This window comes from Campylobacter sp. BCW_6873, from assembly GCF_001762365.1.
Lineage (GTDB): Bacteria > Campylobacterota > Campylobacteria > Campylobacterales > Campylobacteraceae > Campylobacter_D > Campylobacter_D jejuni.
Genome location: NZ_MJWS01000065.1, coordinates 314,294 through 338,374, shown reverse-complemented (window position 1 = coordinate 338,374; position 24,081 = coordinate 314,294). Strand labels below are relative to the sequence as shown.

At 29.6% G+C, this 24,081-nt stretch carries 27 protein-coding genes and 2 pseudogenes; 11 read left to right on the top strand and 18 right to left on the bottom strand.

All coding sequences use genetic code 11. The features are described 5' to 3' along the window. Position 1 precedes the first annotated feature (1 nt). From AJ932_RS05575 to rpmH, 8 genes are read right to left on the bottom strand one after another with little or no spacing between them, the layout of a single operon-like run. Positions 2–772 (bottom strand): J domain-containing protein, encoded by a 771-nt coding sequence (locus AJ932_RS05575; protein WP_002861704.1) that lies wholly within the window; start codon positions 770–772, stop codon positions 2–4. Then, on the bottom strand, positions 769–2,955 hold the full coding sequence (gene purL, locus AJ932_RS05570; RefSeq protein ID WP_070278041.1) for a phosphoribosylformylglycinamidine synthase subunit PurL: 2,187 nt from the start codon (positions 2,953–2,955) through the stop codon (positions 769–771). The genes AJ932_RS05575 and purL overlap by 4 nt, the downstream gene beginning before the upstream one ends. A 10-nt stretch (positions 2,956–2,965) precedes the next feature. Beyond that, positions 2,966–4,294 carry a tRNA uridine-5-carboxymethylaminomethyl(34) synthesis GTPase MnmE gene (gene mnmE / locus AJ932_RS05565; protein ID WP_070278043.1) on the bottom strand — a complete coding sequence of 443 codons (1,329 nt, stop codon included), beginning with the start codon at positions 4,292–4,294 and terminating at the stop codon, positions 2,966–2,968. Then, positions 4,287–5,105, bottom strand: a complete 819-nt coding sequence (locus AJ932_RS05560; RefSeq protein ID WP_070210211.1) for a Jag N-terminal domain-containing protein — start codon at positions 5,103–5,105, stop codon at positions 4,287–4,289. Before AJ932_RS05560 ends, mnmE begins: the two co-directional genes overlap by 8 nt. 3 nt (positions 5,106–5,108) lie before the next feature. Further along, complete coding sequence (gene yidC, locus AJ932_RS05555) at positions 5,109–6,695, bottom strand: membrane protein insertase YidC (RefSeq protein WP_070278045.1); 1,587 nt, start codon at positions 6,693–6,695, stop codon at positions 5,109–5,111. Beyond that, positions 6,692–7,033 carry a membrane protein insertion efficiency factor YidD gene (gene yidD, locus AJ932_RS05550; protein WP_002865962.1) on the bottom strand — a complete coding sequence of 114 codons (342 nt, stop codon included), beginning with the start codon at positions 7,031–7,033 and terminating at the stop codon, positions 6,692–6,694. Before yidD ends, yidC begins: the two co-directional genes overlap by 4 nt. After that, positions 7,030–7,356, bottom strand: a complete 327-nt coding sequence (gene rnpA / locus AJ932_RS05545) for a ribonuclease P protein component (RefSeq protein WP_002853349.1) — start codon at positions 7,354–7,356, stop codon at positions 7,030–7,032. Before rnpA ends, yidD begins: the two co-directional genes overlap by 4 nt. Further along, the gene (gene rpmH, locus AJ932_RS05540; protein ID WP_002776864.1) at positions 7,353–7,487 is read right to left on the bottom strand and encodes a 50S ribosomal protein L34; all 135 of its coding nucleotides are present in this window, start codon (positions 7,485–7,487) and stop codon (positions 7,353–7,355) included. The genes rnpA and rpmH overlap by 4 nt, the downstream gene beginning before the upstream one ends. A gap of 130 nt (positions 7,488–7,617) precedes the next feature. Here rpmH and AJ932_RS05535 point away from each other — a divergent pair, with 130 nt between their 5' ends. The 3 genes from AJ932_RS05535 to AJ932_RS05525 are packed head-to-tail and all read left to right on the top strand — an operon-like array spanning position 7,618 to position 9,889. Next, the gene (locus AJ932_RS05535; RefSeq protein WP_002867426.1) at positions 7,618–8,097 is read left to right on the top strand and encodes a GNAT family N-acetyltransferase; all 480 of its coding nucleotides are present in this window, start codon (positions 7,618–7,620) and stop codon (positions 8,095–8,097) included. Beyond that, positions 8,094–8,702 (top strand): uracil-DNA glycosylase family protein, encoded by a 609-nt coding sequence (locus tag AJ932_RS10530; protein WP_070210213.1) that lies wholly within the window; start codon positions 8,094–8,096, stop codon positions 8,700–8,702. The genes AJ932_RS05535 and AJ932_RS10530 overlap by 4 nt, the downstream gene beginning before the upstream one ends. After that, the gene (locus AJ932_RS05525; RefSeq protein ID WP_070210214.1) at positions 8,699–9,889 is read left to right on the top strand and encodes a hypothetical protein; all 1,191 of its coding nucleotides are present in this window, start codon (positions 8,699–8,701) and stop codon (positions 9,887–9,889) included. Before AJ932_RS10530 ends, AJ932_RS05525 begins: the two co-directional genes overlap by 4 nt. Here the strand turns inward: AJ932_RS05525 and AJ932_RS05520 are convergent. Then, positions 9,881–10,255 carry a YbgC/FadM family acyl-CoA thioesterase gene (locus AJ932_RS05520; protein ID WP_002871461.1) on the bottom strand — a complete coding sequence of 125 codons (375 nt, stop codon included), beginning with the start codon at positions 10,253–10,255 and terminating at the stop codon, positions 9,881–9,883. The genes AJ932_RS05525 and AJ932_RS05520 overlap by 9 nt on opposite strands. A gap of 305 nt (positions 10,256–10,560) precedes the next feature. Between AJ932_RS05520 and AJ932_RS10790 the strand changes: the two are divergent. From AJ932_RS10790 to AJ932_RS05500, 4 genes and pseudogenes are all read left to right on the top strand, one after another. Then, positions 10,561–11,130 (top strand): annotated as a pseudogene (locus AJ932_RS10790) (hypothetical protein); the annotation flags it as partial. Between the two features lie 39 nt (positions 11,131–11,169). Beyond that, positions 11,170–11,639, top strand: a pseudogene (locus AJ932_RS05510) (ShlB/FhaC/HecB family hemolysin secretion/activation protein); the annotation flags it as partial. Between the two features lie 73 nt (positions 11,640–11,712). Then, positions 11,713–12,603: a tRNA 5-methoxyuridine(34)/uridine 5-oxyacetic acid(34) synthase CmoB gene (cmoB, locus tag AJ932_RS05505; protein ID WP_079860344.1), complete on the top strand. Its 891-nt coding sequence runs from the start codon at positions 11,713–11,715 to the stop codon at positions 12,601–12,603. A gap of 71 nt (positions 12,604–12,674) precedes the next feature. After that, the gene (locus tag AJ932_RS05500; protein WP_070278049.1) at positions 12,675–13,253 is read left to right on the top strand and encodes a hypothetical protein; all 579 of its coding nucleotides are present in this window, start codon (positions 12,675–12,677) and stop codon (positions 13,251–13,253) included. Here the strand turns inward: AJ932_RS05500 and AJ932_RS05495 are convergent, their stop codons facing one another. Together AJ932_RS05495 and AJ932_RS05490 are read right to left on the bottom strand one after the other, a co-directional pair. Beyond that, positions 13,254–13,427, bottom strand: a complete 174-nt coding sequence (locus AJ932_RS05495; RefSeq protein ID WP_044779503.1) for a hypothetical protein — start codon at positions 13,425–13,427, stop codon at positions 13,254–13,256. A gap of 8 nt (positions 13,428–13,435) precedes the next feature. Next, positions 13,436–13,963: a thermonuclease family protein gene (locus AJ932_RS05490; protein ID WP_070278051.1), complete on the bottom strand. Its 528-nt coding sequence runs from the start codon at positions 13,961–13,963 to the stop codon at positions 13,436–13,438. A gap of 67 nt (positions 13,964–14,030) precedes the next feature. Between AJ932_RS05490 and AJ932_RS05485 the strand changes: the two genes are divergently transcribed. Further along, positions 14,031–15,299 carry a M20/M25/M40 family metallo-hydrolase gene (locus AJ932_RS05485; RefSeq protein ID WP_004305728.1) on the top strand — a complete coding sequence of 423 codons (1,269 nt, stop codon included), beginning with the start codon at positions 14,031–14,033 and terminating at the stop codon, positions 15,297–15,299. On the opposite strand, the gene AJ932_RS05480 is transcribed toward AJ932_RS05485, so the two are convergent. Further along, positions 15,282–16,529, bottom strand: a complete 1,248-nt coding sequence (locus tag AJ932_RS05480; RefSeq protein ID WP_070278053.1) for an MFS transporter — start codon at positions 16,527–16,529, stop codon at positions 15,282–15,284. The two genes, AJ932_RS05485 and AJ932_RS05480, sit on opposite strands and share 18 nt — an antisense overlap. Before the next feature lie 40 nt (positions 16,530–16,569). After that, complete coding sequence (locus AJ932_RS05475) at positions 16,570–17,409, bottom strand: cysteine ABC transporter substrate-binding protein (protein ID WP_070278055.1); 840 nt, start codon at positions 17,407–17,409, stop codon at positions 16,570–16,572. Positions 17,410–17,627: 218 nt separating this feature from the next. Here AJ932_RS05475 and jlpA point away from each other — a divergent pair, with 218 nt between their 5' ends. Beyond that, a complete protein-coding gene (jlpA, locus tag AJ932_RS05470) occupies positions 17,628–18,746 on the top strand; it encodes a lipoprotein adhesin JlpA (RefSeq protein ID WP_070278056.1) in 1,119 nt (372 codons plus the stop codon). Between the two features lie 32 nt (positions 18,747–18,778). Here the strand turns inward: jlpA and AJ932_RS05465 are convergent, their stop codons facing one another. Both AJ932_RS05465 and AJ932_RS05460 read right to left on the bottom strand, forming a co-directional pair. Continuing rightward, positions 18,779–19,966: a phosphoethanolamine transferase gene (locus tag AJ932_RS05465; protein ID WP_070278059.1), complete on the bottom strand. Its 1,188-nt coding sequence runs from the start codon at positions 19,964–19,966 to the stop codon at positions 18,779–18,781. Positions 19,967–20,055: 89 nt separating this feature from the next. Continuing rightward, entirely contained in the window at positions 20,056–20,400 is a 345-nt protein-coding gene (locus AJ932_RS05460; RefSeq protein WP_002861723.1) for a hypothetical protein, read from the bottom strand. A gap of 124 nt (positions 20,401–20,524) precedes the next feature. On the opposite strand from AJ932_RS05460, the gene AJ932_RS05455 reads away from it, so the two are divergent. Further along, positions 20,525–21,265, top strand: coding sequence for a YaaA family protein (locus AJ932_RS05455; protein ID WP_070278061.1), 741 nt, complete (start codon positions 20,525–20,527; stop codon positions 21,263–21,265). Between the two features lie 3 nt (positions 21,266–21,268). On the opposite strand, the gene AJ932_RS05450 is transcribed toward AJ932_RS05455, so the two are convergent. From AJ932_RS05450 to AJ932_RS05440, 3 genes are read right to left on the bottom strand one after another with little or no spacing between them, the layout of a single operon-like run. Continuing rightward, entirely contained in the window at positions 21,269–22,420 is a 1,152-nt protein-coding gene (locus tag AJ932_RS05450; RefSeq protein WP_070278062.1) for a M20 aminoacylase family protein, read from the bottom strand. A 1-nt stretch (position 22,421) separates the two neighbouring features. Then, complete coding sequence (locus AJ932_RS10345; RefSeq protein WP_002867412.1) at positions 22,422–22,610, bottom strand: hypothetical protein; 189 nt, start codon at positions 22,608–22,610, stop codon at positions 22,422–22,424. Then, the gene (locus AJ932_RS05440) at positions 22,607–23,641 is read right to left on the bottom strand and encodes an MFS transporter (RefSeq protein ID WP_070278064.1); all 1,035 of its coding nucleotides are present in this window, start codon (positions 23,639–23,641) and stop codon (positions 22,607–22,609) included. The genes AJ932_RS10345 and AJ932_RS05440 overlap by 4 nt, the downstream gene beginning before the upstream one ends. Positions 23,642–23,873: 232 nt before the next feature. Between AJ932_RS05440 and AJ932_RS05430 the strand changes: the two genes are divergently transcribed. Beyond that, a complete protein-coding gene (locus AJ932_RS05430) occupies positions 23,874–24,080 on the top strand; it encodes a hypothetical protein (protein WP_070278066.1) in 207 nt (68 codons plus the stop codon). Position 24,081 lies beyond the last annotated feature (1 nt).

Genomic DNA, 24,081 nt, shown 5'->3' with positions numbered 1-24,081 from the left:
TTTACCTTTCTAAATGTTTTTTAACTTTTTCGTAAGCTTCATTGATTTTTTGAAATTTCTCTACACCGATTTTAAGTTCTTCTTCGCTGACATTGTTTGCGTTTAAAATGTCAGGATGATATTTTTTTGCTAAATTGCGGTATTGTTTTTTTACTGCATTTAAATCTACATTATTTGGAAGTTCTAAAATAGCAAAAGCTTCATCAAGACTTAATTCTTTTTTAGCACTTTTTAAATTTGAAAGACTTGCTATAAAAGCGTCTAGTTCGCTTTTTGCTATATCAAAGGCTTTAGCGATTTGCTCTAAAATTTCACGCTTTTTAGCATTAAAATCTGCATCGATTAAAGCCATAAAAACAAGCACACGCAAGACATTAAAACGCTCATTTTTAGGTAAAGGTACTTCTTTTAAAAAATCTTTTGCCACATAAAAAGCATCGCTTAAATTTTCTTTATGTTCATTAAAACTTGCTTTTAAAAAAGCTCTTTCTTTTTCATCTTTAGCATTTGCATCTAAAAGATCTTTGATCATTTCAGCTTCATTTTCACTTACTCTGCCATCGCTTTTTGCAATTTTTGCCAAAAGTGCGATAACATAGTAATTCATACGCCTTTTAAACTCATCCATTCTTTCTTCCATAACTCCACGAGCAAAACCCTTAGCAAAGCCTTTAGCTCCTCTTGTGGCTGAGTTTAAAAAATCCTGTTTTCCCCAAGTTTTATAATACCAGTAAAACACCAAAACAACGAGTATAATTAAAACTAAAGTCATTGGATTTGCTCTTTAAAACTTTCAAAATAAAACTTATCAAGTTCAGCCTTGCTTAACTCAATACTATCAAGTTTAAAATGTTTTTGGCTTGTACTCACACCTAATTTATAAGCTTTTACTCCAAATTCTTTAGCTAAATTTAAAAAAGCTTCTTCATTTTCTTTACTAAGCCCTACTATAGCACGACTTGCACTCTCATCAAAAATCATTTTTTCATCATCAAAACCACTTGTTAAATTTGCACCCACACTAGAAATAGCAAACATTTTTGCCAAAGTCATGGCAATACCCCCTATTCCTACGCTATTAGCACACTCAAGTAAAGAATTTTGATTGGCTTTATAAAGCAAATTCCAAAGTGCAAGTTCAGCTTTATAATCAAGCTCTTTAAGGCTTCCTGATACTTTTTTATCTTGGATTTTCATTACCATAGATCCACCAAATTCTCCTAAACTTTCACCCAAAAGATAAACGCTTAAATTTTCTTTTTCAAAACTAGCTTTTAAGGTTTTATTTGCATCCTCTAAAACCCCTACGCTTACTATAGTAGGACTTGGATAAATACTTACGCCTTCGGTTTCATTATAAAGTGAAACATTGCCGCTTACTACTGGGGTATTTAACTCTTTACAAGCTTCCTTAATACCTTCGCAACCTTGTGCGAATTGCCACATCACTTCAGGATTTTGCGGATTTCCATAATTTAAACAATCGCTTATTGCCAAAGGCTTAGCTCCTGTGCAAGCAACCTTTCTTCCTGCAGAAGCTACTGCTAAAGCTGCTCCTATTTTAGGATTTACATAATTTAAGCGTGAGTTACATTCTATAGCCATAGCCACACTTGCGCCATTTTCTTTAATACGAATAACACTAGCACCTAATTTTCCATCGGCTTTTATGGTATTGGTTTGCACGCTTGAATCAAATTGATCATAAATAAAAGCTTTGTTATTTATATTTTCATTTTGAAGCATTTGTATAAAAAGCTCTTGAATACTTGATTTTAGCTCAAATTTATAGTCTTTAATTTCACTTAAATATTTTGGCTCACTTGTAGGGCGACTTAAAATCGGCGCTTTTTCACTTAAAGGCTCGATAGGAATAAGCCCTACAAGCTCATCATGCCAAAAAAGTTCCATTTTTCCTGTATTGGTAACCTCACCCATAACCACAGCATCTAAATCCCATTTTTTGAAAATTTCTATAACCTTATCTTCATAGCCTTTTTTCGCACAAATAAGCATTCTTTCTTGAGATTCGCTAAGCATTAACTCATAAGGAGTCATACCGCTTTCACGCATAGGAGTTTTATCTAAGTAAAGTTTCATGCCACTGCCACTTCTTCCTGCCATTTCAAAAGAACTTGAAGTAAGCCCTGCAGCACCCATATCTTGAATACCCACAATATAATCGGTTTTAAAAAGCTCTAAACAAGCCTCCATAAGAAGTTTTTCACTAAAAGGATCGCCAATTTGCACTGTAGGACGCAAAGATTTGCTTTCTTCGTTAAAGCTATCACTTGCCATAACCGCTCCACCAAGTCCATCACGCCCTGTTTTTGAACCCACATAAATCACAGGATTTCCTACACCTTCAGCCTTAGCATAAAAGATATCTTCACTTTTACAAACCCCTAAAGCAAAGGCATTTACTAAGATATTTCCATTAAAACACTCATCAAAAGCACATTCTCCACCTATAGTTGGCACACCCATGCAATTTCCATAATGAGAAATTCCATTTACCACACCTTTAACAAGGTATTTTTGATGTTTCCCGCATTTTTCATCATGAATATTGCCAAATTTTAAAGAATTTAGCCCTGCAACCACTCTTGCACCCATAGTAAAAACATCACGCAAAATTCCCCCTACTCCTGTAGCCGCACCTGCAAAAGGTTCGATAAAGCTAGGGTGATTGTGACTTTCTACCTTAAAAACTGCTGCCATACCTTGCCCGATATCAATAACCCCTGCGTTTTCTCCTGGACCTTGAATCACCCAAGGTGCTTTAGTTGGAAAACCATTAAGATATTTTTTACTGGATTTATAAGAGCAATGCTCACTCCACATCGCAGAAATAACCCCAAGTTCTAATAAATTTGGTTCTCGTCCTAAAATTTCTAAAATTTGTGCATATTCTTCATCGCTGATTTTATGTGCTTTTATGGTTTCTTTATCCATTTTTATCCTTTCATTTTCCTAAACAAAAATTACCAAACATTTCGTCTAAAATTTCATCTCTTTGAAAATCTTTAGTAAATCTTGCAAGTTCATTAATAGCTAAATTAAGTTCAAAAGCAAAAAGTTCTAAAGAACTTTCCTCTAAAAGTCCTTTAGCTCTAAAAATCGCTTCACTTGAAATTTTACAAGCATTAATAAGATCTAAAGAACTTACCATAATACCTTCGCTATCAAAAGAATTAAGATAATTTTGCAATTCTTCTTTTAACAAAGTGATATCTTTTTGAGCACTAAGCTTGATAAAATTTTTATTTTGAGTATTTTTGAAAACATTTTCTAAATCACTTTTATTTAAAATCCAAAAGATTTTTTTATCAGTATTTGCTAATAAGTCAAAAATTTTCTCATCTTCTTTATCTTGCACTCTTGAAGCATCAAAGACTGCCAAAATAATATCTGCATCTTCTAAACTTTTTTTACTTAAAGCTACGCCGATTTGTTCTATAACATCTTTACTTTCCCTAATACCCGCTGTATCTATAATGCGCAATAAATGCGTTCCTAATTTAAAGCTCTCTTCTATAGTATCACGAGTGGTGCCTGCTATATCTGAAACAATAGCTCTTTCATAAGAAAGCAAGGCATTTAAAAGCGAGGATTTGCCTACATTTGGCTTACCTACAATAGCGATTTTAAAACCTTCTATAAGTCCTTTTCTGCTTTGAGAAAGTGTATAAATTTCTTTTAAAATTTTAGAATTTTCTTCACACATAGTAGAAATTTGTTCTAATAAATCAGAAGGTAAATCATCATCAGCATAATCAATGCTAGTTTCTACAAAAGCCAAGGTTTTAACCAAATCTGTGCGAATTTTTTCTAAAAGTTCTCCTAAGTTTCCTTGCATGTTGCGTGCTATAATTTTAGCTGCAAGTGCAGATTTTGAAAGTATGAGATCTTGTATATTTAAAGCTTTTAAAGGAGTCATTTTGCCATTTAAACACGCTCTTTTGCTAAATTCCCCTGCTAAAGCAAGTCTTGCCCCTAAACTCACAAGTTCTTCGAGTAAAACTTCACTCACACTAAATCCTCCATGAGTTTGAAACTCTACTATATCTTCTCCTGTAAAACTATAAGGGGCTTTAAAATATATCATTATAGCTTCATCGATAATTTCATTATTTTGATTAAAAAGTTTTGTAAAAGTAGCATGACGGGGGGTGAGTTTGGTTTTGTGGCTAAGCTTTAAGGCAAATTCTAAAGCCCTTTCACCGCTTAATCTTACAATAGAAATCGAACCCACGCCATGAGCTGTGGAAATAGCCGCTATAGTATCACTCATCTTTTTTGAAAAAGTCGTTTATTACAACAAATCTTTGATCATTATTTTGCTTAATTCCTACATACTTATCTGGAAATTCAGCTCTTAACTGCTCTAAAGCGATTTTTATCAAAACCCCATCTAAAGGTTTGGTTTGTCCGCGTCCATGAATTTTAATTTTTTCAATCACGCTTTGTAAATAAAGCTGCATACCTTGAATTTGATTTTCTAAAAATTGAGCGATCTCAAGGCGCACTAAAAGATTATATTTTAAATTGATCCAATTATGCAAAAGATAAGAAATAGCCTTGTAACGATGTGCTTCTTTGCCTATCATCAAAGCAGCATCTTCCCCATCCAATCGAATCAAAACACAATCTTCATCATACATTCTAAGTTCACTAAGCTCTATTTTAAACTGGGAGCTTTCTAAAAGTTTTACAAGCTGAATACGAATCTCATCTAAAATATCCTGAGTATTACGCACTCCTTTGCTTTCTCGATGAAAACTATCAAAAATTTCATCACTTTTTACTATGTATTTTTCTTTTTGACTTTTATTTTTTTCATTTTTTATTTCAATCTTGTTTTCTTGTTTTGGCTCATGTGTTTCTGGTTTGTGATTTTTTGAACTTGTAAATTCTTTTTTAGGATTTTTTTTCAAAATCCTTTTTTTTGCTTTAGCCTCTATAATTGCCTTTTTTCTTCCAAATCCAAAAAAACCTTTTCTTGGATGCTGAATAATCTCATATTCTAAGTCCATCACAGAACATTCTAAACTTCTTGAAGCTTCTGTTAAGGCACTTTGAAGATCAATGGCTTCGATTTTCATTTTTCATGCTCCACTTGTTTTTTTGTGATGTTCTTTAGCAAATATTTTATTGATAACCCATTGTTGAACCAAAGAACAAAGATTATTTGCAAACCAATAAAGCGTAAGTCCTGCTGGGAAAGTGATAAAGAAAAAAGTAAAAATCACTGGTAAAAATTTCATAATCTTAGCTTGCATAGGATCTTGTATAGTCATAGGTGTGATAAGTTGTTGTAAAAACATCGTTGCACCCATTAAAATAGGCAAAATAAAATAAGGATCCATTACCGATAAATCATGTATCCAAAACGCCCAAGGAGCTGCTTTTAGCTCAATAGCATTAAGCAAAACGCGATAAATAGCAAAGAAAATAGGAATTTGTAAAAGTATAGGCAAACAACCACTCATAGGATTTGCACCATGTTTTTTATAAAGCTCCATCATGTGCATATTCATTTTTTGTGGATCGCCTTTATAACGCTCTCTAATATCTTTCATTTTAGGAGCAAGATCTTTAAGTTTATTCATAGAAATCATAGATTTATAAGTTAGTGGGAATAAAATAATACGCACAATTAAAGTCATCACAACGATAGCCCAACCCCAATTTCCTATATACTGATGTAAGAAATTCAAAAACTCAAACATAGGCTTAGCAATAAAAGTAAACCAACCATATTCAACAACTGCTTCAAGGCGTGGATCTATACTTCTTAAAATCACATGTTCTTTAGAACCTATATAACCCCCTGCTTTAAATTCATTATCACTATAAGCAAAAACTATAGGGTTTTTATTAGCATCCTTGCTGATTGCCACATTTAAAGGTTTATCAAAATTATAAAAGAAAGTTGCATAGTATCTATCAAAAGCCGAAGTCATTACGACATTATTAGCACTTTCATCCTTCTCTACATCTCCATCTTTATAAGTTTCGATGGTTTCTTTATTATCCATTACCAAAGCACCATGAACTGTATAACTATCTACGGCAATATTTGGACGATATCCTGGACTTATAAAATAATTTGCATTTTTGCTGAGTTTAACTTCTATCTCATAATTTCCTTTTGGATAAAAAGTAATATCTTTTTTGATTTTCAATCCGGAAAGATTTTGAGTGAGTTTTAAAACTTGACTTCCATTTTCATCAACAAAAAGATTGCTAGAGTTAGCAATATAAGGAAATTTAAAAGCCTCTGAGTTAATACTTGGATCACTAAAACGCATTTCTAAAGGATAAGGACTATTTTCCTTGCTAACAAGATTTATAAATTCCCCTTTCTCATTTTGGTATTTTTTATCTTTTAAATAAAAAGCAGAAATTCTACCAAAAGAGTCAATTTGTGCTTCAAAATGTTTGCTTTGAACCTTAGATATCACACTATCTTGCGAAACTAAAGCCGCACTTGGAGTATTTGTGGTGGTATTTTGTATATTAGGAGTGTTATTTATGCTTGTGTTTTGTTGATTTTGTTGTGTAATGTTTTGTTCTATTTTTAAAGGTTGCTTTGGAATGAAAAAATAATCATAAACAACAAAAAATAAAAAAGAAATCACAACAGCCAAAAGTATACGCTTTTGCTGAAAAATATTATTTGAATTATTCACTGATTTGTCCTTTTAAAGATGATTTTTATAAGATAAAAACTTTTATTTTTATAAGGTATGTATAAAAAACAAAGTTGTTTTTTTGCTAAAAATATAGGCTTAAAACATAAATTCATAGGATAAAAATTTTTAGAAACTCTAGGATAATCAAATCCCCCTTTAAAAAAAGGGTTACATCTTAAAATTCTAAAAAAAGTAGAAAAAAAAGCTAGAAAAAAATTCTTTTTTTGAAACTGCCAAAGTGCATACTCAGAACAACTAGGATAATACCTACAAGCAGCGGGTTTTAAAGGGCTTAAGAATTTCTGATAAAAACGGAGTATTTTTAGGCATATCATTTGAAACATTCTAGTTTTTTCAATCCCCATTTTAGATTTTTTTCTAACCTAGAAAAAGAAAGTTCAGTGATTTCATTTTTAGCTACAAAAATATATTTGCCATCTTGAAGATATCTTTCAAACTTAGCAAACAAAGCCCTTAAAATTCGTTTTGAACGATTTCTAACCACTGCTTTTCCAACTTTTTTACTAGCAACAACTGCTATTTTTTTTTCATAACTATTCAGATAAAAAATGATCACACCTTCGCAATGCCATTTTTTACCTACTTTATATACAGATGAAAATTCCTCGTTTGTGCTAAATTTATCAAAATTTTTCACACAGCAAGTCTTTTTCTACCTTTAGCGCGTCTTGCATTGATCACCTTGCGACCATTTTTAGTTTTCATACGAACACGGAAACCATGAGTGCGTTTTCTTGGAGTGCCATGCGGCTGATAAGTTCTTTTCATTTGATTTTTCCTTAAAAAATTATAAAATAAACTTGTATTTTATCTTAATCTTACTTATAAATTGCTTTTAATTAAGAGTAATTTTTAAATTCTTTTGATAAATTTTGAAATTATTTTTAAAAGGTTAAAAATGTCAGAATTTAAAATTATTGATTTAAGACAAGAAGATTTAGATATTTTACAAGAAATGATCATAGAATTTGCAAAATACGAAGATATGTTAGATTTTCTTCAATGCACGAAAGAAAAACTGGAACATTCTTTACTAAAAAATAAATTTGCTCGTGCTTTTTTGTTAAAAGAAAATGAAAAAACTATAGGCTACATGATTTATTTTTATACTTTTTCATCTTTTTGGGGTAGCGGTGGAATTTATCTTGAAGATATTTATATACGAGAAAATTTTCGTAAAAAAGGTTATGGAAAAGCTGTTTTTAAATTTTTAGGAGAAATTTGCAAAAAAGAAAATTTAAAAAGACTCGACTGGGTTTGCTTAAATGATAATATTTTAGGTATTAATTTTTATGAAAGTTTAAACGCTAAACATCTTAAACAATGGAGAAATTATCGTCTAAGTGGAGAAAATTTAGAAAAATTGTGTGATTTATGATAAGAAGTCTTTATTATTTAAAAGCTATGGGATTTAACTTTGTTGATACACATATAAACCGCTTTGAACAAGCACAAAATTTTCAAGAATTAAAACAACTTGTTTCATCTTGCGCCTTATGTCAATTTTCCAAAACAAGAAAATTTAGTCTTATGGAACCTAAAATAAAAAATGTCAAATTGCTAATTCTTGATGTTTTTGGGCAAAAGAGTGAAAATGAAAGTGGAATTTTACTTAATTCAAAAAAAGGTGAAAAATTAAAACACTATATTTATCAAATTTTAGGGCTTTGCGATGAAGATTTTTATTTTTCTTATTTATTTAAATGTTTTTGTAATGGAAAATTTGATGATTTTTCGCTACAATCTTGCTTACCATTTTTCTGGAACGAACTAAAACTGATTCAACCTGCTTTTTTACTTTGTCTAGGAGAATACACATTTAAAAGCTTGGGATTTAAAGATTATCACATTTTAAAAGGTGAAGTTTTTGCTTATAAAAATTTTTTCATAATGCCAAGTTATGATTTAGATTTTATAGAAAAAAATCCAAGTTATGAAAAAAATTTCATACAAGATTTAAAAAAAATTAAAGGATTTTTATGAAAAAAATATTTTTAATATTTTTCTTATCTTGCTTTTTGCTTAGTGCAAAAGAGCAAAAATTAGTCGATGTAAAACCTGTTGAAAATTTTTATCCTAAATTAAGCGTTCAAGAATGCAACACAAATTGTCTTTTTGATCTTTTAGAATCAAGATTGTATCTTAGTTTTTTAAGTGAATTTGCAGATCAAAACGATCAATTTTTATCTAATGTTTATGCAAAATTATTAAATTCCATTACTGATTTTGAAAAAAATGTTCAAAAAATTACTTCTGTTAAACTTGCGATAATTATCCCAGAAAAAACCATAAAAAGCTACTCAAATACTATAATAAATTCAAGCATAGCCTATCTTTTAAGACAAAGAGCTGAAATCAAAGTAAAAGTTTTTTTAACTGGCACAGAAGATAGTGATAAAATTCGAGCCGCGCTTGATGCAGCACAAGCTCAAGGATATCAGTATGCCATAGCTGGATTTACTCTAAAAGGTGCCAATGAGTTGAAAAATTACTCAGGAAATATGAAAATTTTTATACCGACCATCCATAAAAACAACATACAATTTTCAAATCAAAATATTATTTTTGGAAGTATTGACTATGATGCTCAAATTACCACACTTTTAAGCAAATCAAATGCTAATATCGCAATATTTAGCGATGGCTCTGCCTTATCAAGCAATCTAAATTCAAGAATTCTTGCTCAAAATAATAATGCTAGAATATATACCATAGAAGGCGAGAAGCTTGATTTTAGCAGACTTTTAAGATCACAAGGCGGAGTTAATAATGCCTCAATATTTTTTAACACTCCATTGATCAAAACAGCTCTAGCAAGTTCTCAACTAAGAATTTATAACATTCATCCTTATGTGCTTTTATCCACTCAAATCAACTATAATCCAACATTTTTAAGTTTAACGCAACAAGGAGATAGAGAAAATTTCATCATTGCTAATTCTATCAATAACCACGATGATAACTTAGTCTATCTTAATGAAATTTTTAATCAAAGTATAGATTATAACTGGATTGCTTATGCCACTAGTATAGGAGTTGATTACTTTTATACCGAATTCTTAAATAAAAAAAGTGAAAGTTTATTTGATGAGAAAATCAAAAATTCTCAAGTTGATTACAAAGTGCGTCTTATGCAAGGCAAACAAGCAAGCTTTGAAGAATTAAAATAATTCTTCAAAGAGCTTTTTTAACTGCATATCCATTCTAGCTGGTTTTTCGTTTTTAATAAAAGCTAAAGTTAATTCCATTTTAAAAAGCAAAATTTCATCTTTATAAATTTCTTGTGAAATTTCCACAGAAGCATTTTTGACTTCTAAAATTTTTGTTTTAATCTCTATTATATCTCCAAGTTTTGCAGGTTTTAAGAAATTGCAATTTGCTTTTGCAAGCAAAAAATGTCCCTTAGACGCATCAAAAATATCTACTTTTTTATTGAAAAAAATTTCACTTCTTGCTCTCTCACAAAATTTTAAATAATTACTATGATACACCACTCCACCCGCATCAGTATCTTCATAATACACACGCATTTTCATCGCTTTACCTTAAAAAATATTTTACATTTAAAAAACATTAGATTATACAACGGAAATTCTTTGATATCGCTTTTTAGCTTATATTAAAAATTCCGTCCAATATTAATTTAATAAAGCTTTTTAATAATATTAAATATATATTATAAAAAATAAAATTAAAAAATAACTTTTTTATTATTAATATTATTTAAATATTTTATTTATAATTAATATACTTAAGAATATTATAATTACGCTTTCTTTTGATAATATTTACAGATATTGTTAAATAGTTAAAATATAATAATCAATATTTAAGGATATCTATGCCAGCCATTAAGCTTTTTAACTTCACGGGGAGGGGTGTAGAGAAATTTTGTTTTAAACTTTCTATTGTTACCTTCTTAAGCATCAATGCTTTTAGTCACTCAAGCAAATACTACAGACAATCGAAATTTCAATATTCCAGAGTATTATTTTAATGATAACAAACTTTATGATAAAACCAATTCTACTTATAAAAACCCCAAGGTATAAATTATTATTCTAAGAGTTCTAAACATGATATTAACAATATTACTTTAATTTATAACAATACTAAAGTAAATATTATAAATATAAACGATTTAAATTTTAAACATTATTTACTTGCTTCTGATATGAGAGAAGATAAAGTTCTTTCTTTTAATAGTGTCAATACAGCTAATCATAGTAATAAAAACAGTTAGAGCACTTCCTTTTTTAATCATAGCAAAAACCGATTATGCTAATGCAAGTTATAATAAACTTATATTAGAACAAGGAGAACTTAGTTCAGTTTTTTATCTTAAACCTAAAGATACTCATATAAAAATCTTAGCAGTTCTAAAAGCAATCAACGCATGAATTTCTTAATGAGGTATAGAAACAAGCAAAGTAGATGGAGTAGAATTTGAAAATTTGCTAAACTTAATGTCAATCTTAATAATACTTATTTCTTTAATGATACCTTTACTCATCTTTTTAGCTTAAATTATCAACAAGTTATTAATGAATCTATTTATACTAGATAATAGTAAAACTATATCTTTAGTAGGTCCTTATGGAGTAAGGGTTTATAATAATGAAGATAGAGATAATGCTGTAGTAGCTAGCTTTGGACTTAGAATGGCTACTCCTTTGAAAGATTTTTATATCACTCCTTTTTATGATATAGGTTATTCTTGGTGTGAGAATGTTTCTAAACTATATAGAGTAAGTGAAACAAACTATATGGATGCCTATGATTTGCAACTGCTTTATAATAAAACAGGAAATTTTTATGTTAAGCTTGATTTAGCTAAAGCTTTATAAAAATGATGATTATAGTTCTAAAGCTTATGTGAGTTTTGGGAAGTATTTTGAGTTTTTAAAAATTTATTTTTGATCAAATATTTAATACATATGAGATTTATATTGCCATAAAAGCTTTTAATGTTATAATTTAGCATTAAAAGCAAATGTCAAGGATAAAAATGCAAGAAAATTTACTCAAAAAACAATTTCTAAATCACCCTTTATACGCTAAAATTCAAGAACTTAAAGCTCTCAATCTTGCTTGTAATTTTTCTTTAGATGATAGTGTAAATTTATCTACAAATTCTCAAGCCAAAGATGAAATCCTAGCTATAACAAAAGAACTTAAACCATGGAGAAAAGGTCCTTTTAAAATAGACGATCTTTTCATCGATACAGAATGGCAAAGTTTTATTAAATTTAATATTTTAAAGCCTTTTATGAACGAAATTTCTCAAAAATGCGTTGCTGATATAGGCTGTAATAATGGTTATTATATGTTTAAAATGCTTGAATTTAATCCTGCAAAACTCATAGGTTTTGATCCTTCTATCAAATACCGTTTGCAATTTGAACTCATTAACGCTTTAGCTAAAACTCCTATAGAATACGAACTTTTAGGCGTAGAAGATCTTCCAAGCTATGGCTTGAAATTTGATGTGATTTTCTGTCTTGGGGTGATTTATCATAGAAGTGATCCTATAAAAATGCTAAAAGATTTAAAAGCAGGACTTAATAAAAATGGAGTTGTTTTTTTAGATACCATGTATATAGAAGATGAGAGAGAAATCGCTCTTGTGCCTAATAAAACTTATTCTAAAATTTCAAATATTTATTTTGTACCAAGCATTAGTGCATTAAAAAACTGGTGTGAAAGAGCAGGATTTAAAGAATTTGAAGTTTTGGCTACAAAAAAAACCGATGAAAACGAACAAAGAAAAACAGAATGGATAGACTCTTTTTCGCTGGAAAATTTCTTAGATCCAAAGGATAAAAATCTTACCATTGAAGGCTATGAAGCACCCAAAAGAGTTTATGTGCGTATTGGGATATAAATTCTTTTTGCTTTTTGTCGATCTAGGCTTTAGATATTTTGAAGTAGATAAGTAGAATTTAAAGGTTAGATATGGCAAAAAAAGATAATTTTGAAGAATATGCACAACTTGAAGAATACGCATCTGCAGAAGATATATCTCGTGTTAGAGCAGAATTACTCACTTGTCCTGAATTAAACACCTCGCTTGCTGGAACCATTATAGAAATTGATAAAAACTATGCCAAATCAATTTTAATAACCACAAGCGAAATGGTAGTAGATGATCAAGGATTGATTTTTGATGCCTTTATTTTCGCTGCGGCAAACTATGTAGCACAAGCCTCTATCAATAAAGAATTTTCAGTGATTATTGGATCAAAATGTTTTTTTTATGCTCCGCTTAAATTAGGCGATGTTTTAGAACTTGAAGCTCATGCACTTTTTGACGAAACCTCCAAAAAAAGAGATGTAAAAGTGGTCGGGCATGTTAAAGAAATTAAAATATTTGAAGGAACGATACAAGTTGTTAGCACTGATGAGCATATATTTAAACTCAAGCGTCCGCCACTTAATACTGTTAAACCTACAGAAAATCAAGAACAAGGTGCCAAAATCAACAATCCAGAAGCCGTAGCAGCTGCATTAATGGCCTCTGTGGGTGGAAAATAATCAAGGAGTCATTTTAATATCCACCCAATTCTTTGGGCAATCCTTATGATAAGTTCCACTTCCATCATAATATTCTTTGCAATCATCATAAAAACGATTTGAAATTCCTCTTTCATTTACAAAACATCCAGAAATTCCTAAAACTAATAGTATCATTAAAGTATATTTTTTCATGTTTTTCCTTAGAATTTATTGTGTTTTCTCCATTTATAAGGCTCTATAGGATTACCCTCTTTCCAAAGACCTAAATGATTTTTCTTAGCATTTTCTTGTTCTTTAATATAAGCGTTATTATAGTAAGTATCAGCCCAAGCATAGCCTTTGCTTACTAAAAATCGATTAATATCAACATTATTAAGCTTTACAATAGCAACAATTCTACCATAAGTATCTTTATTTTTATAAATAATTTCAACTTGTTTACCGCTTAAAATTCTACTTAAAGCTTCTTTTGATTGCTTTCCAAAACTTTGTTTAAGTTCTGGTGCATCTATACCAAAAAATCTTATTCTAGCGAGTTTGTTTTCATGATTAACTTCTATAGTATCTCCATCAATAATTCTAACTACTTTTCCTTCAAAACTAGAATTTTGGGCAATATAATTCTGGATAAAAACAACTACAAGAGTAAAAATTAATACAGAAAAAAGTTTTTTTGGATTACTTAGTAATTTTCTTAAATTAAATAATTTTTTATAATTTATTCTCATTTTTTAATCATTTTGCCTTTAAATTTTAAAAAATATGCCATAATTTTATCAAAACAAAGGAGATAAAATGCAAAATGTTATAGAAAATTTTAAACAATTATGTAAAATTCCTCATTGCAGTTATGAAACAGAACAAATGAAAGAATTTTTAAGCTCTTATGCTAAAGATAAAGGCTTTAAAGTGAGTGTAGATAAAGCAGGAAATATCCGCGCCATAAAAGGCAAACCAAAAATTTGCTTACAAAGCCATTATGATATGGTCTGTATGGGCGATGCACCAAACTTAGAAGTTTATGAAGAAAATGGCTTTTTAAGAGCCAAAAATTCAAGTCTTGGCGCGGATAATGGTATAGGTATAGCCATCATGATGAGTGCTATGGCTGAATTTGAAAATTTAGAGTGTCTTTTTACAAACGATGAAGAAGTAGGACTCATGGGAGTGAATTCACTCGAGCACACTTTAGAATCTAAAATGCTTTTAAATTTAGATCATGAAAGCGATGATGAGATCATGATAGGCTGTGCAGGTGGAGTAGATATAGAAGCTAGCTTGCCTTTTAATACCCTTAGAAAAAAGGGTAAAATTTATGAGCTTTGCGCGCAAAATTTTAAAGGTGGACACTCAGGCATAAATATCGTACGCAACGAAAAAAGCTCCATCAAAGAAATGGCTAAATTCATACAAGAAAATAAAGGAGAAATCATTTCTTTTAAAGGTGGAGAAAGAATCAATTCTATACCTAAACACGCCAAAGCTTTAGTGCATTTTAAAAATGAAGTAAAGAGCAATAACTGGATAAAATGCGATTTTAAAGAAGAAGGCGAATTTGAAATTTGCGATCAAAGTAACAAACTTTTAAGCCTTATAAATTCTTTTACTCATGGAGTTAGAGCTTATGATGAAAATCTAGGTATAGTTCAAACAAGCATTAACCTAGCTACTTTAAGAATGCAAGATAAACAAATCAAATTCGCACTTTTTGCAAGATCTAATATACTTGATGGACTTAAGCAAGTAGAATTTGAAACTTTAGAATTTTTCAAGGCTTTTGATTTTAAAGTAAGAAGTTTTAATTTCTATCCACCTTGGGAAGGCAAACCAAATGCACTTAGTGACATGGTTTTTAAAGCGCTTAAAAAAGTATCGCCTAATGCCAAAGTTTCAGCTATCCATGCAGGGCTTGAGTGTGGCATTATAGAGAAAAAACAAGAGCTTTTATGCGCTTCTATAGGTCCAAATATCCATAATCCTCATTCAACTGATGAGCATTGCGAAATCGCTTCAGTTGAAAAAATATCTAAGGTTGTTTTTGAAGTTTTAAAAGACAATGCTTAATTCTTTAATCTTGCTTCTTGCAAAAACGCGTTTTAACAAAAACACGCAAAATAAGGAGCAAGATCCGACTATAGCAAGATAAATACCTAAATACTCTTTATAAAAAGCATTAACTACAAAAGGGGTTAAAAAACCTAAAATCGCATAAGAAATATTATAAGCAAAACTAAGCCCACTAAATTTAAGTTCGCTTTTAAAAATTTGTGTCATAAAAACAGGTGCGAAAGTGATAATACCTTGTGTAAAACAAGCCAGTAAAAAATAAAATAAAAATTTCTCATCATAAAAACTAAAAAGCATACCAAAGATAATAAAAGCTATACTAAAAATAGAACAAATCCTATAGCTTCCCCATTTGCTTGCTAAAAAGCCTTGAAATAAAGCTCCAAAAATCACCGCTAAAATAGCAAAATTTTGTACCCATAAAGCAGAAGTTTTACTCATAGCTAAAAGACTTTCAAAATACTTAGGCAAAATCATCAAAGTTGCCACGCCGCTTGTTAAAACCATGGTCATTAAAAAACAAACAAGCATGCTCATTTTATGAGTTTTTAAAGCTTCAAACAATGGAAAACTTAAAATTTTCTTTTCATTTTGAACTTTTACAAATTCTGGAGTTTCGCTGAGTTTATTTCTTAAAAACAAAGCTAAAATTCCAAAAAATCCTCCTATGATAAAAGGAATTCTCCAAGCATAGCTTTGAACTTCTTCTGGGGTAAAATAAGATCTTATGCCTAAAGTGGCAATATTTCCTAGCAATAAACCTATGGTTAAAGTCGCTGAGATAAAACCAAGAGCTAAAGGAATTTGACGCCCTTTGACAAATTCGCTCACATAAATCCAAGCTCCGCTCACCTCAGTTCCAACGGCTAAACCTTGCAAAATACGAATAGTAAATAAAATCAAAGTAGCAAATATACCCATACTTTCATAACTTGGCAAAAAAGCTAAAGCAAAACTAGGCAAAACCATCAAAAGCATAGAAATATAAAAAATATTCTTTCTTCCATATCTATCAGCAAAATGTGCCATCACAATAGAACCAAAAGGACGCGCTAAATAAGCAGCACCAAAGGCTATATAAGCATTTATCTGCATCCAAAAAGCATCATTTTGCGGAAAGAATACCTTAGCAAAAATATCCAAAAAAAAGGCAAAAAGCACAAAATCATAAAATTCCAAAATTCCACCCAAAGAAGCATAAATAATATTTTTGTATTTTTTTTGCATATTTTATCCTAAATCAATATAAAGGGCAAAAAGCCCTTTATTAAATTTTTCCACCTTCAATCACTACATCATCAGCCTTAACATCATCTCCAAAATGAGCTTTTAAAGTTTCATCATAAGCCTTGTGAAAAAACTGCTCTTGGCCTAGTTTAATGATCAAATTATCGATAAATTCTTTAAGTTCTTTATTGCCTTTTTTAACTGCTGGTGCGATAACATCTTTGTTCCCTAACTCTTTGATACCCATTTTAAAATCAGGATGATCTTTCACCCAAGCAAAAAGCAAGGTATTATCATGACTTAAAGCATCGCCTCTTTTATCCATCAAAGCGGCAAAAGTTTCGGTATTTTGATCGTATTTTAAAGTTTTAATATCAGGATAATTTTGCGTAAAATACGCATCTGCTGTTGTGCCTTTGTTTAAAAGCAAGGTTTTATCTTTTAAATCTTCTACGCTAGTTATATTACTATCCTTTGGTACAGCTACGCCTAGAGCTACCTTCATATAAGGCAAGCAAAAATCAACCTGCTCGGCTCTTTCTGGAGTTTGAGTAAAATTAGCCAAAATAATATCTACTTTATTTGATTTTAAAAACTCAACCCTATTTGCAGCTTCAACAAGAACAAATTGCACCTTATTTTCATCGCCAAAAAGTTCTTTTGCTATGCGTTTAGCTAAAGCTATATCATAGCCTTGATTGTTTCCTTTTTCATCCACATAACCAAAAGGTGGTTTATCGCCAAATACCCCAATCCTAATAACTCCATTTTGCTTGATCTTATCAAGAGAATTTAAAGTTTTAGAGTCAGAATTTCCTCCACAAGCAGCCAATACTACTACAACAAAGGCCGTTAAAACACTTAGAAGTATTTTTTTCATACATTTCCTTTCTTTAAAATAAGCTTAAAGCTATTGCAAAATATATAATAATTGCAAAGTTAATTATACTTAAAATTATAAATAATGCATTTGAAACAAACTAAAAAGATTTTCCTATGTGTAAAAATGTAATTAATCTCACACTCTCTTTTAGCATTGTTTAAATTTTAAGTAAAAAAAGATATAATATTTGTTTTAAAATTTTTAAGGAGAAAACTATGAAAAAAGGTATTTTTCTCTCTATTGGAATAGCTGTTTTGTTTTCAGCTTGCGGAAATTCCATAGATGAAAAAACAGTTAAAAAATATGAAAATCAACTAAATCAAACAGTTAAACAAGAAATTGCAAACCTTTCTCAGGATTCTGGAATAAAGATTGAATTTTCTGATTTTAAATGCAATGCAGATGGTGATTTTATAGCGTGTTTAAGTTCAAATTTCAAAACTCTTGCAAAAGATAACAACGATGAGTATCAAGAACTATTTCAAGCAAAAAATATCAAAATTCGCTCAAATGAAATTTACAAAGGCGAAGCAAATACATCAATTAACATTAAAGAATATTACAACGATCTTTTTAAAAACCAAAAAAGCATACAATCAAATTTGGTTTTTGAAGATTTTAAACTTGGAGAAAAAGTTGTTAGTGACATCAATGCAAGCTTATTTCAACAAGATCCAAAAATCAGCTCTTTTATCAATAAATTAAGCTCGGATTCTTATACTTTATCATTTGATAACTCCATAAACAAACAAGAAAACAATTATCTAGATAATCTTAATATAAAATTTTATAACGCGAAATTAAATTTCAATACAAATCTAAATATAAATCTAAAAGAAGATCTACTTAATTATCTTGATTCTAAGGGTATAAAATTTAACACTCAAACTTTAGCTATGGATGAACAAGCTATCAATGAACTTCTTAATATAGCAAACTACGAACAAGCTTCAGATTTTAGCAATACAGTCCAAAAATACATCATCTTAAATAATTTTAAAATTGATTCAACTCTTAAAACCGAAGGCGTATTTAGTAGCTATATAGCAACTGCTAAGGAAAATTTACAAACCTTAAAAGCTCAAAGTCAAAATGAAGAACAAGCATTAATCTTTGATAAAGCTTTAGCTATTTTAAACAATATCACTCAAAATGATGATTATAAACTCAACCTTGATTTAAAATTTAAAAACATCCCTGTTAGTGACTATAGCACACAAGGAATCGACAGCATAGAAAAACTAAGCATCAACAATCAAGACGCCACAGAAGCGTTAAAAATTATACTTCCATTTATCATGTTTTCCATGTTAATGGGCGGAGCGTCATTTTAATCTTTAAGAGGAAATATTCCCCTTAAAGCTAATTATTCTTTATCAAAATATTCAAATTTTGCCTTATCTTTATCTCTTAAAACTTTAATATAACCAGCATTTCCAGAAATATCGACACCATTAATGTAAAACACATTAGGCTCTTCTAAAGAATTATGAATATCATACCCCATTTCCTTAGCTAATAATTTAGCAAGCTCATAATGAGTTGGCAATTTGTTTTGTTTTAGATAAGTTATAAAATCATCATTTTTAACATTAAAAGTGGTGGCAAAAATAGGAATATTAGCCACATTTGCACTTAAAAAAGAATGTCCATATTCAGCATGTCCATCTCTTCCTAATTCTCCCATAGCTTCTGCATGATCAGGTATAAAAATTACATAGGTTGGAATGCCACTTTTTTGACTTAATTCTTTAAAAACTTCAAATACACTAGAAATAAAATAATCGTTAAAAATCATAGCATTATCATAAGCATTTTCACGAGTCATTGGTTTAAAAACATCTGCTTTTTGATACGCTCTATAGCCTCTTTGATAAGGAGAGTGTGCATTTCTTTGATGCAGTATAACAAAATTTTTCCCATTTAAAAATTTATCTTGATTTTCTTTTAATTTTTCTAAAACCAACAAATCACCCAACTGTTTGTGTTCAAAATAATAATTTTCTCTTGTAAAAAATTTATCTAAATTTTCAGAACTTATATCACTAAGTTCACTAATGGTTTGCGCACTATAATAAAAAGTTTTAAATCCTGCTTTCTTAGCTAAATATACAAGATGTGTTTTCTCATTTAAAATATGCTTAATATTGTCTGGTTTATAAGCAATATTTAATAAGCTTGGTACAGCCACGCGAGTCAAAACAGCACTTGAAATTGCTCTTTTTGCCACAAAATTTTTATCATTTTTTGCCCATTCGCTAAGCAAAGGATTTGTATTTCTTTCATAGCCTAAAAGTCCTATGCGATTTGCATTAGTGCTTTCACCTAAAATTAAAACAACATTACGATCTGCTACGTTTTTATAATCATAAGTGTATTCAGGATAATCTGGTATAGGCGCTTGAGGCATGCGTAAATATAAGAAAAAATAACCGCTAAAAATTCTTAAAGTGTTATATAAAGAAATACTATCATTTTTGGGAGAAAAATTAGCAAGCCTATCGGTTTTATAAACTGCCTTATAAGGCAAGATGCTTAAAGCAAAAATCGCCAAAACTGTGGCAATAAAATTAGTTCTTCTTGAAATTTTAAAATAAAAAATACTTAAAATAACATAAGTAAGAACTATTATAACTATATGAATTAAGCCTTTAAATAATACCCCCCCCCCGCTAAAGCCGTTTTAGCCACTTCTCCAAATTCAATAAACATTAAATGCAAAGAAAAGATATTTAAGGGTTTATTAAAATAATATAAATGCGAAAATTGGATACACTCCATCAGGGCAAAAAGTCCAAAGACGCAAACTATAAAAATCCTAGGACGTACCAAAGGAAAAATTAAAGCTGCCGCACCTAAAGCTAAAACACTATTCAACTCAAAACGAAATATATAGTCATTATAGAGTGAAAATAAAAATCCAGGTAAAATAAAAGCTATAAAAGTTATAGCTGCTAAAAAAAGATAACTTCTAAAAAAGATTTTCATATATTCCTTTCATTAAAAAGTTCAAAAATTTAGATTATAACTAAATAATAATAAATTTTAATTAAGCCAAAATTTACAAGCTTTTAGCTACCTTTATTAAAAAATAAATATTTAAGGAAAAATCTTGAAAATACTTTTCTCCCCTAGTGAAAGCAAAAATGCAAATTGCGTAAAAAATCCCATCAATGAAAACTCATTTATATTTAAAGAATTATTTCCATATAGAATGGAAGCTTTAAAGCATTATGAAGAATTTATCAAAAACGCAAGTTTACAGAATTTACAAGAACTTTTTGGCATTAAAAATGAAAATGAAATTGATAAATTTAAACACAACTTAAAACAAGCTCCCACTCAAGAAGCTATATTGCTTTATACTGGGGTAAGTTATGAATATCTTCATTTTAAAGCCTTAGATAAAAAAAGCCAAGCTTATATTTTAGAAAACACACTTATATTTTCTAATCTTTTTGGTGTTGTAAGAGCTAATGATACTCTACCCTTTTATAAATTCAAGCAAGGGGCTAAAATAGGAAATTTTGCCATAGAGAAATTTTATAAAGAACATTTTAGTAAAGCCTTAGATGAATACTTGGAAAATGAAGAAATACTTGATCTTAGAGCAGGATTTTATGATAAATTCTATACCCCAAAAAAGAAATTTTATACCTATAAATTTGTAAAAAATGGTAAAGTCATCAGCCATTTTGCTAAAGCTTACAGGGGAATTTTACTCTCCATAAGCGCAAAAAACCAAGTAAAAAATAATAAAGAGCTTTTAGCAAAACTTCCCTCAAACCTAAAACTCAAAGAAATTCAAATCAAAGGTTTAAAGGAAGAAATTGTGCTTGAAATTCTAGATTAGTTTTTATTTTAAGTATTTTAAAGCTAGCTTCGCATAATAACTTGCAGCCCTAGCTAAAAGCTTATCATTAAAAACATAACTAGAATTATGTAAATAAATGTCGTTTTCATTTTCTAAAAAAGCATAGGCACATTTTTTCATTTCGCAAAAAAATCCAAAATCCTCACTTGCCATTAAAGGACGATGATTAAATTCACAATTTTTTTCGCCAAATAATTCTTTTGCAACCTCACTAGCAAAATCCACAGCTTCATCGTTGTTCATAGTCACTGGCGCAACAACATTTTTATTGATTTTAATTTCTATATCATTAGCCTGTGCAATACCTTTACAAATTTTATAAATTTTTTCTTCAGTTAGCTTTCTAGTTTCATTATCTAATGCTCTAACACTCATTTTAATCGTTGCAATATCTGGAATGATATTAAAAGCATGTCCTGCATTAAAAGCTCCTATGCTTACAACTGCTGAATTTTGGGGATCAACATTGCGAGATACTATGCTTTGTAAAGCCACAACAAGCAAAGAAGCAGCATAAATAGGATCTTTTGCTTTTTCTGGAGCACTTCCATGACCACCTCTTCCAATAACTTCAATGCTATAACTATCCGAAGAAGCCATCATCGCACCTTTTTTAAGATAAAATTTCTTATCGCTACCAAAAGGCATATTGTGCCATCCAAAAACATAATCACTATCAAATTTTTCAAACAATCCATCTTCTATCATTGCCTTAGCACCACCCAAACCCTCTTCAGCAGGTTGAAAATAAAGATTTAGAGTGCCATTAAAAGTCTGACTTGCTAAATACTTTACAGCAAACAATAAAGAAGTAGTATGTCCATCATGACCACAAGCATGCATTACATTTTCTTTTTTGCTTTTATAAGGCAAATTTGTGCATTCTTGCAAAGGCAAAGCATCCATGTCTGCACGAAGTCCTATTTTTTTATCGCTATTTCCCTTTTTTAAAACCCCCACAACACCTGTTTTTCCTATTTCTTCATAAACCTCATAACCAAATTCTTTTAATTTTTGCGCCACTAATTTTGCAGTACATAATTCATCAAAACCAAGCTCAGGATTTTCATGAATTTGATGACGAATTTTTTCAAATTCGCCTTGTAAGTCTAGTATTTCTGGAATTAAATTCATTCTATTTTTCTCCTTGTATAAAATTTTCTCTTCTAGGTAAAACAAATTGTGCTAAGATCGCTGAAATAAAAATCAAAGCAAAAATATAAACAAAACCCAAAGTAAAACTATGGGTTTTATCAACACTCCAAGATACTACCCATAGGTTAAATGATAGTATAACAAAGGTAATACTCCAAAAAGCACTCATAATATAAGCAGTTTGTTTGGATTGGAATTTTTTAATTCTGAAGGTAGATTAAAGAAAAATGGAAACCACATAGAATAAAAAATGCCTGATAACACAGCAAAAATCTGTATCAATACTAAATTTTGTAAAAACAACATACAAAATCCGCATATAAAAATACACGCTCCTCCAGACAATAGCATTATTTTAAAAGAAATATTTTTTCTTTTAAAAAATAATCCAAGATAAGGACCAAAAATAATAGCAAAATTAGCCAAGGCTGGAATTTCTTTTTTAGCAAAATCAGCTAATTCTTTACTAAAACCCGCATATTGCGCATAAAAAGTTGGTAAAAAAGTAAAAAGAGAATTTAAAAATAAAATAGGCCCTATGTAAAAAATAATCATACCCCAAGTAACACGAGATTTTAGAGCATAAATAAGATCTTTTGCATTATTCTTTTTTTCTTCTTTTTTATTCTCATCTTTACCTACAAAAAGCCACAAAATCAATAAAATCAAATTAATCCAAGCATAAAATGATAAAGAATCTCTCCAATTTCCAAAATAATTTGAGATACTTTCAGCTAAAACAAGTCCTAGGGTAATGCCTACCAAATTTGAAGTCATATTAAAACTAATTGCAAAATGTAAAGCTTTTTTTTCAAACCATTGTTGTGCAATAGGCACTAAACAAACTAAAGCACAAGCTGAACCAAGCCCTGTTAAAAATCTTATAATCAAAATACCACTATAACTATCTACAAAACTTAAAAAGATACCCGAACTCATTAAAATACAGCCTAAAAAATATCCCTTTTTTAATCCGAATTTATAAACCAAAAAAGCAGTAAATGAAGCACCAAAAATTTTCGCAACTACTATCATACTAGTGATTAAAGTAGCTTGCTGAGTATTTAGAGCAAGATCATTTGAAATCAAGGGCATTAAAGACCCTGTTGCTGCCCAAGAGATACTAAAAACAGCATAAACACTAAAAATAATAAATTCAACCCCAATGCGTCTAAAATGAAATAAAAGTGATTTTTCCATATTAAAATCCTTTTTAGATATTTATTAAAATATAACATAAAAAAATGAGATATTTATTATCTTTGATTATTTTTTTAATTTAATTATTTTTTTATATATTTTTTTGTTACTTTTTGAAAATTTATATATAAGTTTAAAGATAAAAAAACTAAAATACAAAATAAAAACCCATAAAAGTTTTTTGAAGTATTTAAATGATATATTTCAAAATCTAGTTTTAAAAAGGAAAAATATGGAATTTTTAGCATTTATTTTTTTGATTATTATATCTTTATTTGTAGTCTTTATCATCGTTACTCGCTATGAAAAAAAGATAAAATTACTCAACCAAAACATACAAAATATGAAAGAAGATATAGCCGATCTTAAAGAAACAACTCAAAAAAATCGCTCTTTAATTGAAAAAAATCGCTCTAATATAGAAAATATAATAAAATAAA